General features: G+C 57.5%; 16 protein-coding genes. 13 read left to right on the plus strand and 3 right to left on the minus strand.

The features are described 5' to 3' along the window. The 10 genes from DEM27_RS24230 (at window position 1) to DEM27_RS24275 (ending at window position 8,732) form a co-directional block, all read left to right on the plus strand. Entirely contained in the window at window positions 1–1,116 is a 1,116-nt protein-coding gene (locus tag DEM27_RS24230) for an ABC transporter ATP-binding protein (RefSeq protein WP_109460826.1), read from the plus strand. Beyond that, window positions 1,113–1,976: a glycerophosphodiester phosphodiesterase family protein gene (locus DEM27_RS24235; RefSeq protein ID WP_109460827.1), complete on the plus strand. Its 864-nt coding sequence runs from the start codon at window positions 1,113–1,115 to the stop codon at window positions 1,974–1,976. The genes DEM27_RS24230 and DEM27_RS24235 overlap by 4 nt, the downstream gene beginning before the upstream one ends. Then, window positions 1,973–2,521: a GNAT family N-acetyltransferase gene (locus DEM27_RS24240; RefSeq protein WP_109460828.1), complete on the plus strand. Its 549-nt coding sequence runs from the start codon at window positions 1,973–1,975 to the stop codon at window positions 2,519–2,521. Before DEM27_RS24235 ends, DEM27_RS24240 begins: the two co-directional genes overlap by 4 nt. Next, complete coding sequence (locus tag DEM27_RS24245; protein ID WP_109460829.1) at window positions 2,511–3,419, plus strand: inositol monophosphatase family protein; 909 nt, start codon at window positions 2,511–2,513, stop codon at window positions 3,417–3,419. Before DEM27_RS24240 ends, DEM27_RS24245 begins: the two co-directional genes overlap by 11 nt. A 171-nt stretch (window positions 3,420–3,590) precedes the next feature. Then, entirely contained in the window at window positions 3,591–5,234 is a 1,644-nt protein-coding gene (locus tag DEM27_RS24250; RefSeq protein WP_109460936.1) for a Na/Pi cotransporter family protein, read from the plus strand. Beyond that, entirely contained in the window at window positions 5,224–5,715 is a 492-nt protein-coding gene (locus tag DEM27_RS24255; RefSeq protein WP_109460830.1) for an NUDIX hydrolase, read from the plus strand. The genes DEM27_RS24250 and DEM27_RS24255 overlap by 11 nt, the downstream gene beginning before the upstream one ends. A gap of 251 nt (window positions 5,716–5,966) precedes the next feature. Beyond that, window positions 5,967–6,425: a transposase gene (locus DEM27_RS24260; RefSeq protein ID WP_109460831.1), complete on the plus strand. Its 459-nt coding sequence runs from the start codon at window positions 5,967–5,969 to the stop codon at window positions 6,423–6,425. Window positions 6,426–6,490: 65 nt separating this feature from the next. Next, complete coding sequence (locus DEM27_RS24265) at window positions 6,491–7,042, plus strand: hypothetical protein (RefSeq protein WP_109460832.1); 552 nt, start codon at window positions 6,491–6,493, stop codon at window positions 7,040–7,042. 155 nt (window positions 7,043–7,197) lie between these two features. After that, window positions 7,198–7,449, plus strand: coding sequence for a helix-turn-helix domain-containing protein (locus DEM27_RS24270; RefSeq protein ID WP_205908952.1), 252 nt, complete (start codon window positions 7,198–7,200; stop codon window positions 7,447–7,449). Next, window positions 7,449–8,732, plus strand: a complete 1,284-nt coding sequence (locus DEM27_RS24275) for a type II toxin-antitoxin system HipA family toxin (protein ID WP_109460833.1) — start codon at window positions 7,449–7,451, stop codon at window positions 8,730–8,732. Before DEM27_RS24270 ends, DEM27_RS24275 begins: the two co-directional genes overlap by 1 nt. Window positions 8,733–8,737: 5 nt before the next feature. On the opposite strand, the gene DEM27_RS24280 is transcribed toward DEM27_RS24275, so the two are convergent. The 3 genes from DEM27_RS24280 to DEM27_RS24290 all read right to left on the minus strand — a co-directional run bounded on the left by DEM27_RS24280 (window position 8,738) and on the right by DEM27_RS24290 (window position 11,679). Next, window positions 8,738–9,133, minus strand: a complete 396-nt coding sequence (locus DEM27_RS24280; protein ID WP_109460834.1) for a hypothetical protein — start codon at window positions 9,131–9,133, stop codon at window positions 8,738–8,740. Between the two features lie 99 nt (window positions 9,134–9,232). Next, window positions 9,233–10,015, minus strand: a complete 783-nt coding sequence (locus tag DEM27_RS24285; protein ID WP_205908953.1) for a DUF429 domain-containing protein — start codon at window positions 10,013–10,015, stop codon at window positions 9,233–9,235. Window positions 10,016–10,203: 188 nt separating this feature from the next. Continuing rightward, window positions 10,204–11,679, minus strand: a complete 1,476-nt coding sequence (locus tag DEM27_RS24290) for a protein kinase domain-containing protein (protein ID WP_165823566.1) — start codon at window positions 11,677–11,679, stop codon at window positions 10,204–10,206. Window positions 11,680–12,123: 444 nt separating this feature from the next. Between DEM27_RS24290 and DEM27_RS24295 the strand changes: the two genes are divergently transcribed. The 3 genes from DEM27_RS24295 to DEM27_RS24305 all read left to right on the plus strand — a co-directional run bounded on the left by DEM27_RS24295 (window position 12,124) and on the right by DEM27_RS24305 (window position 16,295). Next, the gene (locus tag DEM27_RS24295; protein ID WP_109460836.1) at window positions 12,124–13,047 is read left to right on the plus strand and encodes a DUF3991 and TOPRIM domain-containing protein; all 924 of its coding nucleotides are present in this window, start codon (window positions 12,124–12,126) and stop codon (window positions 13,045–13,047) included. 387 nt (window positions 13,048–13,434) lie between these two features. Continuing rightward, window positions 13,435–13,821 (plus strand): hypothetical protein, encoded by a 387-nt coding sequence (locus DEM27_RS24300; protein WP_109460837.1) that lies wholly within the window; start codon window positions 13,435–13,437, stop codon window positions 13,819–13,821. Next, window positions 13,821–16,295 (plus strand): tetratricopeptide repeat protein, encoded by a 2,475-nt coding sequence (locus tag DEM27_RS24305; protein ID WP_109460838.1) that lies wholly within the window; start codon window positions 13,821–13,823, stop codon window positions 16,293–16,295. The genes DEM27_RS24300 and DEM27_RS24305 overlap by 1 nt, the downstream gene beginning before the upstream one ends. Window position 16,296 lies beyond the last annotated feature (1 nt).

Consider the following 16,296-nt stretch of genomic DNA (forward strand, 5'->3'; position numbering starts at 1 on the left):
ATGAATGCCGTTGATACCGCAATCCATGTTGCGGCCAAAAGCATCCGACTGGCGGACGTGACCAAGGCGTATGGCAAGGTCAATGTGATTCCGTCTCTCGATATCGAATTTAGATCAGGCGAATTCACCGTCATCCTCGGTCCGTCTGGCTGCGGCAAATCCACCCTTCTACAGATGATTGCCGGCCTTGAGCGTGTGACCAACGGCAAAATCCTTTTCGGCGGCAAGGAAGTACAGGATCTGGAGCCGAAGCAGCGTGGCTGCGCAATGGTGTTCCAGAACTACGCACTTTATCCGCATATGACCGTTGCCGAGAACATGTCCTACAGCCTGAAAGTCGCCGGCATGACCAAGCCTGAACGACAGGCCAGGGTTAAAATCGTCGCAGGCATGCTAGGCCTTGGCGACTATCTCGACCGCAAGCCCGGACAGCTTTCGGGTGGACAAAGGCAACGCGTGGCGATCGGCCGTGCGATCATCCGAGAGCCCGGGGTTCTACTCTTCGACGAACCCTTGTCCAACCTCGACGCTCAACTGCGTCATGACACCCGTATCGAGCTTGCGGACCTCCACCGGCGCATTGGTGCGACAACCGTCTTCGTCACACATGATCAAGTAGAAGCGATGACGCTGGCCGACCGGATTTTGATCTTGAACAAGGGTCAGGTCGAGCAGTTCGACACCCCAAAAGCGATCTACCATAGGCCCGCCTCGGTGTTCGTCGCAAAATTCATTGGTTCACCGCCGATGAACATTCTGCCGGCTCAGGGGGATGGCTCCGTGCTTCGTCTTTCCGACGGGCAGGTGGTTGGCGAATATGGTCTCAAGGGTGATTTTCAGCTTGGTATTCGGCCCGAAAATGTCGTTGTCGAGCAAGGAATGAGTGGCGGCCTAGCAGCACCGGTGCGCTTCCGTGAGGACCTCGGCTCGCACTCCATCATCAGTGTCGATATCGCCGGAACGCCCGTCCGTATCGCCACGCCGTTTGGAGGCGTCGTTCCCGACTACACACGGCTTGCGGTGACCTTCCCGATGAAAGCGCTTCACCTATTCGACGGTCAAACCGGCAAGGCGATCCCGGAAGGTTTTGGCGTCGCGAGCAAGGATGGAAAATGAACTATTTTGAATACATGGCTGACCCGCACCGCCGTTGCGCCATCGTCGCTCATCGCGGCATCTGGACGGACGCTCCAGAAAACAGCCTGCTTGCGATCCGCCGCGCAATCGAAGCCGGCTATGACGTGGTCGAGATCGATGTTCGGAAAACCTCTGACGGCGAATTCGTGCTGCTGCATGACGATACGCTTGAGCGCGTGGCCGGGATCGACACGGCTCCGGAGCAGATGACGCTGAAAGACCTGACAGGCGTCGCCTTGCGCAACCGTGATGGTGGACCTGAAAACGCCCTTACCGAGGAGATGTTGCCAAGTCTGCGTGACGTCTTCGAACTCACCCGTGACAGGATCTTCATTCACCTTGACATTAAACACCGGCACGTCATTCCGGACGTTCTCGCCTACGCCAAGGCGTGCGGCGTCGACAGCCAGGTCGATTTCTGGGCTGATTTGAAAACTGAAGCGGATCTGGATTGGATCCAAGCCAACGTTGTCTCCCAGGGCGTGCCGTTTATAGCGCGTACGCATCTCGAGCATGACACTGCCGATGAGCAGGTCGAGCTCGTTTTCCGGCTGAAACCTTTCGTCTGCGAAGCGTCGTTCAAGGATCTGTCGCAGATCGAGCGCATCCAACAGCGTTTCCACGATGCGGGCATCACACTCTGGGTCAACACGCTCGATTCCGTCGCGTCGCCGGGCTTCACCGACACCGCGGCCCTCAAGAATCCCGATGCGATCTGGGGCCGCCTGTTGCGTGCCGGGTTCTCTTCGATCCAAACGGACGAGATGGCGGCGCTCAGGAATTATCTCAACTTCGATGGTGCGGCGAAAAAAGGTTCGCTAAGGAGTATGCGGCGGTGACCAGGATCAGTATTCGTGAGGCGCGGTCAGACGAATTCGGCGCATTGAATGCGATCGAGATGGACGCTCTCACGGCCCTGATCGATGCCGGCGTACCCATTCCTGGAGCGCCGACAGCGCTCTCCCACGACATGCTTGGCCGGATTTCCAAGACCGAATGCTTGCTGGTCGCTTCTGATGCAACTGACAAACCTGTGGGCTTTATCGCTGCCGAAGTCATCGAGGCGATGTTCTATATTGCCGAAATCGACGTTGTCCGTAGCTTGCAAGGCAAGGGCATCGGCCGGCGTCTGATCGCTGCAGTCATGTCGGTGGCGAAGAGCAGGGGCTTAACGGGGCTTGCGCTCACCACCTACCGTTTCGCGCCCTTCAATTATTCCTTCTATCTTTCAATCGGCTTTGAGGAGGCGCAACGCGGCACAATACCGATCTGGTTGCAGCAGCGCCTGGCTGACGAGGCTAAGAGCGGTCTGCTCACAGAGCGTCGTGTCGCAATGATGCTGATGTTTCCACCCGAACCACGAGGTCCGGCCCATGCAGCTTGATCTTCGGGCTATCGCCGATTGCGTCCGTCAGGCCGCTTGGCGAGAGATTTTACCGCGGTTCCAAGAATCGCGAGATCTGGAACTCGATATTCGCTCAAAAGCGGACGTGAATGATCTTGTGACCGCAGCCGACGAAGCTGCCGAACGCTTTCTCAAGCAACAGTTTTCGACACTTCTCCCGCAAGCCTTATTTGTCGGCGAGGAAAGCGCGGCACAAGACCCGGGCTTGCTTGATCTGCTGGCTGAAGCTGAACTAGCAGTCGTTGTCGATCCGCTTGACGGAACAGCGAATTTCGTCGCCGGCATGCCTCTGTTTGGCGTGATGGCTGCCGTCGTTCGACAGGGAAAACCTGTCGCTGGGGTCATCTATGATCCGATGAGCGACGACTGGGTGGTGGCCGAAAAGGGGAGTGGAGCATTCCTTGTGCGGCCGGATGGAACGGAGCTTCGGCTTTCGATATCCGCGCCAGCACCTCTGTCAGAGATGGTGGGTTATGTCTCGACCGACTTTCTACCAGCCCACATCAAGCCGGACATCCTCGCGAAGCTTGCAAAGGCGCGAATGTTTTCAAGCCACCGGTGCGCGGCACACATGTATCGGGCGTTTTCCGGCGGGCATGGACATTTCGTTTTCTTGGATCGCCTGACACCGTGGGACCATCTTGCTGGAACGCTGATCGTCACCGAAGCGGGTGGCTATGTCAGCTGCCTGGATGGAACGCCTTACGACGCGACCAAGCGCAACGGCGCCCTCCTGTCGGCAACAGACCTTGAAAGTTGGGACGCCCTCGTCGGCGAGGTATTTGGTCACCGGGCTTTAGGATCGAAAAAGCGTCCGCCGAATGCTGCCTTAGACGGACTGTGGCGTGGGATGCATGAATTCAAGAATAACGGCTGAGGGGGCCGTTATCTGTCGGCTGGTGCAGTAAAGCCAGCGTTCTCCTCCCAGAGAGGTCGCCGTTCAGTCTTTGGCGGACCATGCAGACTGAACGGCGGCTCTGGGCGGTCTGTCACGAGGTCCGTTGCGATGCGCGGCCCTAAAGTAAGCGGCATGAATGCGGAGCAGAAATTGCTAGCGACAATCGTCATGATCAACGCCGTCGGAGCCGTAGCCTTGCTGCTGTTCGGCCTGGCACAGGTGAAGGACGGCGTGTCGCGGGCCTTCGGCGCCAAGCTGCGCACCGGTCTTGCGACCGGCACGCGGAGTGGTCTGCGTTCCTTCGTTTCGGGCTTCGTCGCCACCATCGCACTGCAGAGCTCAACGGCAACAGCGCTGATGGTGGCTTCCTTCGTTGAGCGTGAGCTGGTCAAGCCGCGCATGGCGCAGATCGTGCTGCTCGGCGCCAATGTCGGCACCGCCGTCACCGCCTGGATCGTCGCGACCGGTATCGAATGGCTGTCGCCGCTAGTGATCCTTGCGGGCATCGTGCTCTATCGCAGCGGCTCCACCTCCCGCCAAGGCGGCGGCACGGCGCTGATCGGCATCGGCCTGATGCTGCTGTCGCTTCATCTCCTGAGCGCCGCGACCGAGCCGATGCGCCAATCGCCGGCACTCGCCGCCTTCATCGGCCTGCTCGACAATGCCTGGCCGGTTGCGCTCGCCTTCTCCGCCGGCATCGCCTTCATCTCCTCGTCCAGCCTCGCAGCCGTCGTGCTGATCCTGTCACTCGCCTCGACCGGCATTCTGTCTGCCGGACTGATCATCATGCTGGTACTCGGCGCCAATCTCGGTGGCGCCATTCCGCCGGTCGTCGCCTCGCTTTCCGGACCGCCATCTGCCAAGCGGGTGACGCTCGGCAACCTGATCGTCCGCGCCATCGGCTGTGCCATCGCGCTGCCGCTCTCGGGCTATGGCGCCGATATCCTGGAAATGCTGCCACTTTCGCCTGCGAAGCTGCCGGTCGATGCCCATCTCGGCTTCAACCTGCTGCTCGCTGCCCTCGCCTGGCCGTTCTCGCGGCTGCTGTCGCGGCTCATGATGCGGCTGGTGCCGGAAGATGTGCAGGCCGATAACGCGCCGAAATATCTCGACCAGGGCGAGCTCTCGACGCCGGTCGTGGCGCTCGCCAGCGCCACCCGTGAAACGCTCGGCGTCGGCGATCTCATCGAGCGGATGCTGATGCGTGCGTCCGACGCCTTCGAGAAGGACGACCTCGCCAAGCTCAAGGAAATCCCGTCGCTCGAAAAGCGCGTCGATAGCCTGCAGCAGGAGGTGAAGATCTATCTCTCCAAGCTTGGCCGCGAAGGCCTGAGCGAAGAGAACGGCCGCCGCTCGATCGTCATCATCGACTACGCGATCAACCTCGAGCATATCGGTGACATCATCGAGAAGGGCTTGGCTCCGCAGGTCGCCAAGAAAGCTTCGCTCGGGCTGAAATTCTCCAAAGCCGGCTACGAGGAACTGATGAAGCTCTTCCACCTGACGATAGACAACCTGCGCATCGCCCAGACGATCTTCGTCACCCGCGACTTGCAACTCGCCAAGCAGATGATGGAAGTGAAGGTCGAGGTCCGCCGCATGGAGAAACAATCCTCCGAGCGCCATCTCGAACGCCTGCGCGACGGCCGCGCCGACAGCCTGCAGACCAGTTCGCTGCATCTCGACATGCTGCGCGACCTGAAGCGCATCAACGCCCATATTGTCTCTGTCGCCCATCCGATCATGGATGAACACGGCCTCCTCATCGAAAGCAGGTTACGTGATGTCGGATGAGCGCCTTTACCGGTCAGCTTTCGCCGATCTGGTCACGGTGACCGGTCAGATACTGCGCGGCGACTGCATTACCCAATACGCGGCGATCTGTGTGCGCGACCACGGCGATGACGTTGATATTCTGTTGATCACAAGCCGCGACACCGGTCGATGGGTCATTCCGAAAGGGTGGGGAATGCGCAACAAAAAAGCGCATCAGGTGGCTCGACGAGAAGCCTGGGAGGAAGCCGGTGTGATCGGAAAGGTGAAGAAGAAGCCGTTCGGCTTCTACACCTATGCGAAGAGGTTACGTGGCGGAGGAATTGTGCCAGCAATCGTCCAAGTCCATCTTCTGCATGTGCACGAGACGAGGGCCGACTTTCCGGAACTTGGCCAGCGTGTCGTTCGTTGGTTCAACCCGAGCGAAGCCGCATCCCTGGTTAAAGAGCCTGAATTGCGCTCCATGGTCCGCCAAGTTCCCGCCTATTTGAACCACCGTTAGGGGAGGCGTCGCTTCATCCTTTGCCGCTTGATTGTAAATTCGACGTCAGCGAACTGTGCTCGATGCGAACTTCCAGCAATAGTGCTTCAGCACATTGGGCTCGCCAATGCGCCCCGCAAAACGATTGATCTGCGACTTAGGTCTCGCTGCTGTCGATTGGATTTTTCTTGACGTCGGTGTCCGATATCGTCGATTGATCGTGTTCTTAGCGCGCAACGCCTTGCGCAGCGCTACGATCGAAAGGCCCTCGGATGGACGAAGAAAATCAAAACACGGTAGCGGTTCCGGCTGAAGCGGGTTCCGAAGTCAGCGTTGTCAAGAAATCTCGATCCGCCGCGAAAGCGAATAAGGCTTCACCGCGTGCGCCGAAAACGGCTGCTAGAGAGCCAGCAATTAGAAAGCTTCGCCGCTATAATGCTGACGAAAAAGCCACGATGATACTCGCGATTGACGCGGATCTTCGCGATGGGGCGATGTTGAAGGACGCTGTGGCGAAGGTTGGCATTTCGGACCAGACCTATTATCAGTGGAAGAAGGCGGCTAAGGCGTCGGCCGAACCGGAAGCGCAACAGGTCAACAATTCTCCTGCGCTCGAAGATCTGCCCGAACTCGCAGAGCTTGAAGCTGAAAACGTACGTTTGCGAACGCTATTGGCCCAAAAATTGAAGGACGAAAATGCCGAATTGCGTCGCCGTCTGGGGCTTAAGTAGCTCAACATCCGGCAGCCAGCATGAGCCTGCTCGCGGCATAACAAATACGATCTGTGAAAGTGTATATGAGACATCCACAGCGAAACTTCGTCGTTGAGTATAAATCTTCGCGGCGGCAAGCCCGCCCGGCGAATGCCTCGATCTGGGGGAATGCAAATCTGAAGGAATTGCTTGCGCTTGCAGAGGAGGAAGTTCCGGTGGGCGCGGATACGGTGCAGCAGAGCGCACCGGAGGTCGAGGTTTCGACCGCCGGCACAATGGAAGAGAATCGCAGCCACGATTTCGATCAAGCAGTGGTCGCCCCCGAACATCCTGATGCCTCGCTTTCATTAGAGCAAAGCCATTCATCGAGCGACGACGTCGCTGACGTCGCTCCCGCAAAATCACGTGAGACTATCGTTAAGCCGAAAAGAAACCGCCGTCGTTCAGAGCGACTTGGCGCTGATCGCGGCGTACGAGGACACTCTGTAACGGTGACGGGGCAGGACGTCATCACGGACGCTATGCTTGAAGATCTTGAAGCAGAAAATCTTCGATTAAGATCATTGCTCATCAAGCATTTGCGCGTGCAAAACAAAAAGCTTGCCGCGATGCTCCATCGCGCTGACTCTCGTTAAACGCCAAGCCAGTGCCATGCGGCAACTGGCTTGCCCACCGGATCGGGAGCGAATTCTATCACCGTTCGGTAATAATCGCACTTGGGGAATTGATTTATAACCGTTCGGTGATATTTTATTGCAGAGGCTCAATTTATCACTGAACGGTTATAATCGTGGAAATCCGCAACGTCGACGACATTCGCAAAATCGTACGTCTCGAACGGAAACGTCGTGGCCTCACTCAGGCAAGAGCATCCGGGCTCACGGGGTTTTCGCAAAAGTGGTTGTCCGAATTTGAGCGGGGACATGTCAATCCTCCAGTCGAGATGGTTCTAAAAATCCTCACCACCCTTGGTATTAGGCTCAACGCGGAAATTCCCGGGCAAAAAGCGACCAGCATGCCCGACGATGAGGCAACCCTCTGATGCCGGCGTCGGTCCGATTGTACGGCTTGCCCGTGGGGACGCTTGACGTTGCTCGCGACGGCCGACTTTCCTTCGTTTATGAAAAGGATTGGCTCGAAAGTGCGGATTCCGATGGAAAGCATCATCCGCTATCCTTGAGTTTGCCTTTTCGAGCAGAGCTGTTCGATCAGGATCAGGCAGGTCCCTTTTTTGATGGACTTCTTCCCGACAACAACGCCGTGCGCGAACAACTCGCGCGGCACTTTCAGGTTGACGCAAGAGACGATTTTGCGCTGCTTTATGAACTTGGCGCCGATTGCCCGGGTGCTGTGACAATTCTTCCGTCAGGCGCAGACGTCATTCCAGAAGAGCGCGTGCGGCCCGAATATCATCTCATGCCGGATGAGGAACTCGCAGGCTACATCAAGGATTTGCCGCGACGGCCACTATTCGTGGATGCCGATGGCGAACTCAGACTGTCGCTGGCAGGCATGCATCACAAGGCGGCATTGCTTCAAGTTGGAAAATCCTTGGCCCTTCCCAAAGGTCGTACTCCGACGACCCATATCGTCAAGATCGATATCGAAGGCTTGCAGGATTCGCTGCGTGTCGAGCATTTCTGCCTGGAGATTGCGCGTTCCGTTGGCCTCGATACGGTCAAGTCCTCTGTCCAGATCGCCGACGGAGTGCCATTTCTGCTGATCGCCCGCTATGATCGCACCGTCGGGGAATTCGGTGGGCAACGTTACATTAGGCGCCTCCATCAGGAGGATTTTTGTCAGGCAATGGGGCGCTTTCCGCGAGAAAAATACGAGAAAGACGGTGGCCCTGGCTGGGCGGAGTGCTTTGAACTCCTCAGCAGAACCGTCGACCCCGCCGCGTCAAGAATTGAACTCCTGAGGCGCGCGATCTTCCAGTTCCTGATCGGCAATCCAGACGCCCATGCCAAGAATTATTCCCTGGTCTATCGCGCCGATGGAATCCACCTCAGCAAGCTTTACGACGTCAACAACGCCGCGGCGTTTCGGGCGAACTACAAGGAGCAACGTCCGCGTCTCGCCATGTTTGTCGGCGGCGAGCGGGATCCGTCCGCCCTGACGGTCGAGCACTGGACGACGTTTGCCCGCGACGTCGCGATTACACCTGCGATCGTTCGCGAGGAATTGCGTGCGATGGCCAAACAGATGGCGTTGACGGTGATCGACGTTCGGAAGAGCTTCGACGGAACGCCAGCCGACACAGCGCTGCTTGACCTCGCTTGTGACGACATTTCCGAGCGGTGCGATAAGGTCCTCGCCTGGTAACCGTTTCATCGGGCGAGATGATCTAAAACCAATACCGCCTCATCGAGCGTTTTCACGGCAAGCCGTGCAATAGGCTTGGTCGCGAACTGCTTGTAGCCCGACAGATTGCTGTTGGCGCCGTCGCCATTCGCATCGGTCCAACTGCGGCTACCGTTGGGCTCTTTGTCTACCCGTTCTATCGTGGGCGGCAGATCACGCGGCATTCCAAGACGAACGACCCAGAAATTGATGCGATCCAGGTGGCCAAACTCGACCCCCAGGGCCCGGCCGCCACGCTTGCTTTCAAACACTTCAAGATGGGCTTTTCGGCTGGTATCGCGGGCGCTAGAAACTTCGACAAAGTCACGACGCAAACGCATGCGCAGAGCGCCTTTGAGGTTCTCTATGTCTGTAGTCGTCACGGTATCTTCCTGAATCGCTGTTTGAGAAACAGAGCGCTCTGTAGCGCACTTAATTGAATAAATTCAATTGGGCGAGTTGAGGTACTTTGAGGGTTGCGATCAGTTCGAGCCTGGTATCCATATCGCCGACTCCTGGTCACCGAAAGGCGTGGCTTTGCCGTCGAGAGCGCAAGCGCCGACCCACGCACAAATGACCGCATCGAGCATGTCTTCAAATGCCTTCATTTGCCATCCGATGGCATTATATGCAGGGACTGATAGCATCTTGTGCGTATCCGCGACCTCTTGATCGAGGGCGCCCACAATGTCGTTCCAGACGCCGAGCAGCCGTTCCCTTCGAATGCCCGGCGGATCATCGCGCCAGTAATTGCGGACCTTGGATGTCTTGTAGGGAAGTCGTTTTTCCGCCTTCAGCAATTCGATTAGCGCTGGATGAGGGTAGACTTCGATCGTCCCTGGTTGATCAATCGCCGCGGTCAGCAGCGGATATCCAAGCGTCCCCAGGTCTCGTCGGAGCCTGTCGCTGATCGCGCCAGGCCTTACCGCGCTCGGGCTATGCGTGCCGCCATGCCGCGCACCGTACGCCGACGACACTAGGTTATCGGAAAGCCGTCGGGAAATAATCGGCCTTTGCGATAATGGCATATCGATCGCTACCAAGTCGATTGCTTGTCCAATCCGACGTGCTGCTTCCTCCAGGAGGAGATTTGCCGAGACGGCAGAACCGCGGGGGCGGTGCCTACCGGCTTCATCAGAGATGAAATGCGCATAGGATGGGGAGACGGCCTCAAGGTGCCACTGCCCATCCCTCTCAACGATGAGGGCGACGCCGCTGGGCTCCGTCAGCGTCCAGGCAGCGTCGATTCCTAGGATTGCCCTCAACGCGGGAGGTCCACCGCCGACTGCGGCATCGCCGTAACAACGGGTTGCGCGGACATCTCGTCGACAATGGTCATATCTTTATGGTGCAAGATGACGCCCGTTCCAATCCCTTGTTTAACCGCGTCGGTTGCCACTTAAATCGTCGCGCCCAGATGGGCTGTGCGGCGCGCCGAGGTTTGCAGATCCATTCATCGACCTCGCATATTGCTCGGGAGCCGCAATACAATGAATTGCGAGGCGTCTCGGCTGGCGAGATCGGGTAATGCCGACACGGCATCCCGAACCCATGCCCGAATCTTGTTTTCGGTATCCGCGATCTCCTCTTCGTCGAATTCCAAGAGTGCCGGTTCGGTGTCCGTAACCTGAAACTCCAGATGATGGGCTCCATATGCTTCCCGCTTGAGGAATGCTGTGCAATCGTTTACTGGCGATTGATCCGCTTCGCGAAGTTCCAAGCTCATCACTACGCCCAGTTTGGATTTCGAGTGTCCACCCGGTGCTTGATAAATATAGAACGTGAGCGCCCAGATTCTGGCCTTGGCCGACGTCGCTTTTTGATAAGAGACCTCAACGCCCTGCAGAGCAAGTAGCCTTCGGTTGACAACACGCATAGTGAAGGCTTGCTTCGACACCTGGGTCGACGCTTTCAACGCGCCTTCTACATGGAGGGCATTGGCACCGGCTTCCGCTTGGTCCGCAATCCATCGCGACAACAATCCAACAGCGGCCTCACGCATCAGGGCTGAGTTGCGCTCTTCTTCGCGTCTTGCTGCCTGCTGGCGCTCGTCCTCGGCGATTTTCGCGATCGCTTTGTCGCGTGCCGCGTGCCCCGCTTCTGATAGCCCCTCCGGCCGCGCTGGGGATCGTAATTGATGCAGGCGTGTGAGGACAGCGTCCATTGATCGGAGACGCCGATCAAGGGGGCAAATCATTTGCGCCAGGAGAAGCCGAAGCCCCTCTAACCCCGGGGTGGCTAACGGCCGTGCGTATTTGTCGTCGCCCAGGTTTTCGCGTGGCAAGCGGACGCCCCCGGTGAAGAGAAAATAGATGAGTTTTCCAAGCGAATAGATGTCGGCCGCCGCTGTGACGTCGAGGTTTCCGCCACCTTCGAGTTCGGGAGCCATAAACATCACCGGGCCGACGACCTCATCGTCTAATGTGCCCCGGGGACGCCCGTCATCGATGAGGCAAACTCCGAAGTCGCACACCCATACATGATCGCCGTCCCCGGAGAGGAGTATATTCTCAGGCTTGATGTCACGATGGACAATATTGGCCGCATGCGCTGCCTTCAACGCCTCGGCAACCTGGATGGCGATGTCGAGAACCCGGCTCAGATCCATATAGAGTTCTGCTGCGATCCTTGCGAGATTGCCGCCATGTGCAATTGGCATCACCAGATAGCGTTTCGTGTCCTCAGCCGGTTCGACGGCGTCCAACGCGGAATGATCGATCAGCGGCACGATATTGGGATGCGACAAGGTTTTGATCGCTTCGACCTCGTTCCTGAATCGGTTGTCACGCTTTGGATTGAGGATCCGCTTCAAGGCAAAATGCCCCGCCGCTTTATCCGATTTGTCAACGACGGTGAGGACGCGGCTCTGGCCACCCTCTCCCAGATTACCCTCGACGCCTTCCCAGCGATTGCCGTAAAGCTTTGCCAATTCACAACCTCCCCCGCTTTGCGCGTTGCAGCCAGCATAAACGCGCGCTCGAAACTTAGGGATCTGTGCGCCGGGTCGCAATATCGCATCAGCTTTTTGATGTTGCTCAACATCACGTGTCGGCGGTGCCGTCTCTCTTCCGATTAAAGGCCTTAGGTCATTCGCGCTTGAACTGATGATCGGGGGGTAAACGATGAATATGGGCGTCGCCTAAAGGCTCGGGCTGTCGGCTGCGCTGAAGTCGGCGCGTGCGCCCGTCTTCCCCCTCGGGCTTCCATCCCTGACGCGGGTAGCGCTTGCGGCATCTTGGCCGCAAGGGAAGCTTCGCCGCGGGAATATCCTCTTTTCAGGTCGAACTGCGATCGCGCCCTTGCAGCCCAGGCCTTCGCGCCCAGGTTCCGGTGAGACCTTCTCCCCATGAGAAGCCAAGATCGGAAAAGGACGATGAACAGGGAAAAGATAGAAGAGATACGTGCCCGCGTTTCCTGCGCGCACGTATTAAGCCGGGCAGGGTTTGTCCTTGATAGGAGAGAAAGCAGCCGAGGGGCGCTGAAATTCCGGCGTGGTTGTGAGATCGTGATCGTTATTCACCACGGCACGGGTTGGTTCGATCCGCTCTCGGAGATGAAGGGCGACGTGTTTTCGCTGGCGCGGCGTATCGAAGGTGTGAGTTTTGCCGCTGCACTTGAGCATCTCGGCGGGCTTTCAGGAATTGGGTCGACGCCTTCCTTCACCTGGGCTCCGGTCCGGCGCACGGACCCGATGCCGGTCGCGGCGCGATGGGGGCGGCGTCCAGCCCTTGAGCGTGGCTCGCCGGCGGCACTTTATCTCACTCAGGTGAGGGCCTTGCAGGGCACGGTCCTACGACGTGCCGTCGGTGCCGGTCTGATCCGGCAAGGACCCTATGGCAGCGCCTGGTTCCGACATGACGACGAAATCGGCACCTTGTCGGGCTGGGAGGAGCGGGGCACTGCCTGGCGCGGCTTTGCCAAGGGCGGGTTCAAAGCCTTGTTCCGCTTTGGCAATCTCAGCGCCTCGCGCGTCTGCATCACCGAGGCGGCAATTGACGCGCTCAGCCTTGCCGCCATCGAAGCGGTCAGGTCCGATACGCTTTACACCAGCACCGGCGGTGGGTGGTCACCGATGACGGTGGAAGCCATCGAGCATATTTCGGCCAACCGTTTGCTCGTGGCGGCCACCGATGCCGATCCGCAGGGCGAGGTCTATGCCGACCGGTTGCGACATCTGGCCGGTCAAGTTGGCGCCGACTTCCAGCGGCTTCGGCCTCGGGCAGTCGACTGGAATGAAGACTGGAAGGAAATATGCGAGGGCAGGGGGCAGCAGACGGTGCGAACGCGTCAATGGTGAATCTTTGGACGCCAATGACGCACTTGAAGCGATCGGCTCAAGTCGGCAGTAAGGTGGGAGATCAAACGACTGGAGGGGCGATAAAACGCGAGGTCCAGCTACACCCGAAGTTATCGTCCCATGTCTTGTTTTGCGGTCGCCTTTGATCGCGCAAAGCCTTCGAAGGCATCGCTGCGACCTTTCGCGGGACGGTGACAGCATCATCCGGTGCCAATCCCTCGCCCCCTCCTGGGTCAAAGGCGCACCGAAAAGACTCGAAAACATCTGGACCATCATAAGAAGATATTTTTCTTCGTCATCCGCCAGCGCCAGCCTCAGCGATTCGCTTGAAGTCGAAAGTCAAACCGTTCACAATGCAGTCGGAGTTTAGGCGAGGGAGATGTCGTCTTGGAACCAATCGCAATTGCCGCGGCAACACTGGCCGCGAAATGGGCTGCTGAGTCCATCGTCAAAGAAGCAGCAAAATCTGCGTTCACGTCGCTCAAGCCTGTTTATGATTGGATCGTCGTCAACCTGAGAGGAAGACCCGCGTCGGAGGCCGTTTTAGACAACCTTGCAATGCAGCCGAACGAGACGACCACGATCGAAGCAGTCGCACTGATCGTCAATGAGGCTATTCAAAAAGATCCAGCTTTGAAGTCGAATCTGGATGCTTTATTGGAGCGGGCCAAGCAAGATGATGCAACACACTCGTTCGTCGTCCAGGTCTTTGAAGGGGCAAGAGTTGGCAAGATCGTTACGATCGGAACGGTCAACGGTAATGTAACGATCTGATGCCGGTGGCCGACGAGAGCGAGCCTGAGAACACCGATCTGCCGGCGAAAGCCGGTTCGTCGATCGCTGTTCATGGCACGGTTAGCCGCCTCACCATCATCGAGCGGGTCTTTGGAGACGTCTATACGCAATCTGAACACGTTGGCGGTCCATCTCTGGTGGCGCCGCTTGAAGGAAGCGTAAAAGATCGCCTCAGTGCATATGGATACGACGTAGTCTTTTGTGGGAGAGACACAGAACTCGCCGAACTCCAGGCATTTGCTTTGGCAATTGAAGACCAGCCTAGCTTCAAATGGTGGCTTTGGACCGGGCCCGGAGGGCAGGGGAAAACCCGTCTTGCCGATATGTTCTGCAGTGTCCTCATGGAGAAGGGATGGCGTTGCGGCTTCCTGCCGAGGGACGATGATTACGACGGGTGGAACAAGTGGATCGTGGATCGACCAACACTCATTGTCATCGACCATCTCGCAACGCGCGCCGAATCCATCAGCAAAATCATCGGTAAGCTTTCACGTGCAAAGGATCGTATTCTAGCTCCACTGCGTGTGCTTGTTCTTGAGCGGCCATTCGAATTCGACGACGCGTGGGTCGGACAATTTTTGCCGTCAGCTTTTCCGCACGAGGCATCTGAGATCCTGACTTCGGCTTACCATCCGAGTGGGTTGCCCCGCCGCAGGCTCGAAGATTGTACCCGCAAGCTGGAGCCACTTCCCGATGCCGTTCTTAAGCAGATCGTCAGTCACGCCGCGATGGATGGGAGCAAGCTTTCCAACGAGACCGTCGACGCGGCTGTCGACTGGCTGAAACAGGCGGATGTCGATCAGCGTCCGCTATTTTTGATCTTGGCAATTCGTGCGGTTGTGGCAAGCCCCGTCCAGAGCTTGCGACAGTGGGACAGCGCAGATCTGTTCGATTCCATCCTCCAGCGTGATTTTCTGCTGTCGCAGGAATTGCTTGGACTTACAAAGCTTCCGCTACTTAGCCCACCGCGCATACTCTTTGAACAACATCTCAATTTGTTAAGCGTCGCAACGATCGGAGGATACGCCAATGACGACATTCTGGCGCGCTACGCCGAATTCGGCGTCGATTTGCCGCCGCTGATCCAGGATGATTGGCTCAGGACCATTGCAGGATCAGCAACACGCGATGCCGACGGGGGCTTCGTAGGCCTCAAGCCTGATCTGCTCGGCGAAGGCTTTATTCTGGAACGGTGTGCCGGGAACCTCAGGGTCGATCGGCCGCGACACGATAGCGTTTCACAAGGGGTCACGCTTTTGTCCGCAGCACTTGCAGCCGACGCTAGGGAAACCATCGAATTTGCCAGGCGTTGTATCGCTGATTTCCCCAACCATGATGGCCTCAAGAGCTTTACGCTGCTGAACATTCCCGAGGGCGACAAAGCCAATATCGGGCATGTGATGGACTACGCGGTTCATTTTTCGCAAATCGCTGTGCTCTTCGATAACGCCGGCCTGAAAGAACTCGGCGAGAGTTGCCTTGGCCAATTGATCGTTGTTTGCGATCGTTTGAGAGGCGCTACTGACGAGCAGTTGCCTGGGTTTGTCGCGCAATATATTGCAACTGCCTATTATAATCGCGCTCTCTCGCGGTTGCGCAGGCAAAAGAATTCGGCGGCAATCGAAGATCTGACTCAATGCCTTTCATATGTTGAGACAAGCCGGGAAGGGCGGCGGGGGGCGCGCGCGCGCGATGAGGTTGATCGTCTTTGGATCACCAGCATGCGGCTGAAGGCGGTTGCGGAACTGCAATTAAAGACCATCGATGATGCATTCGCATCGATTCAGGCTATCCTCGACAGCGGATTCGCTATCACCGAGGAAAAAGCGGAGGCTTATCTGGTTCGCGCCGACATCTTGCTGGAGGGTGACGATATAGACGGCGCTGTTGGGGATCTTGAGGCCATTCTCGCGCTAGGTGAGGAGGCAAAAGAACAAGCCGACTACGCTCGTGCCCGACTGTCGCAGGTTCTTTATTACCGGTCGACCGAACGGGGTAAAAACGACATTTATCTTGAACTTGATGACCTTGATCGCGCTCTTAAGCTCGTACAGTCTTCGGATAACCTTGCCGCCAAGATGCACATTAATCGAGCCGGTGCGCTGGTGAAGCTGGGCGAATTCGAGCGGGCGCTCGCCGACTACAACGAAGTTATCGATCAGGACGAGTGGTCGGACGACCAACATTTTAAGGCCTATATCATGCGGGCCCAGATCTTCTCACTGCACGATCAACCGAAGGACGCTTTAGAAGACCTCGACCAAGCGTCAAACCTTTCAAGCCTGTCGCCCCGTCAGAAGCTGGAGTTGCTTTTTCTTCGTGCCAATGTTTACCGGCGGTCTGGCCAGCACGAAGAGGCGATAGCCGCCTGTGAATTCGCTCTTACAGTGACTGATGAAGACTTCGCGCCTATGTTCTCGGACATGCTCACGGAAATGAGAAAACCCCTGTAAA

The organism is Rhizobium album (genome assembly GCF_003122325.1).
Taxonomy (GTDB): domain Bacteria; phylum Pseudomonadota; class Alphaproteobacteria; order Rhizobiales; family Rhizobiaceae; genus Metarhizobium; species Metarhizobium album.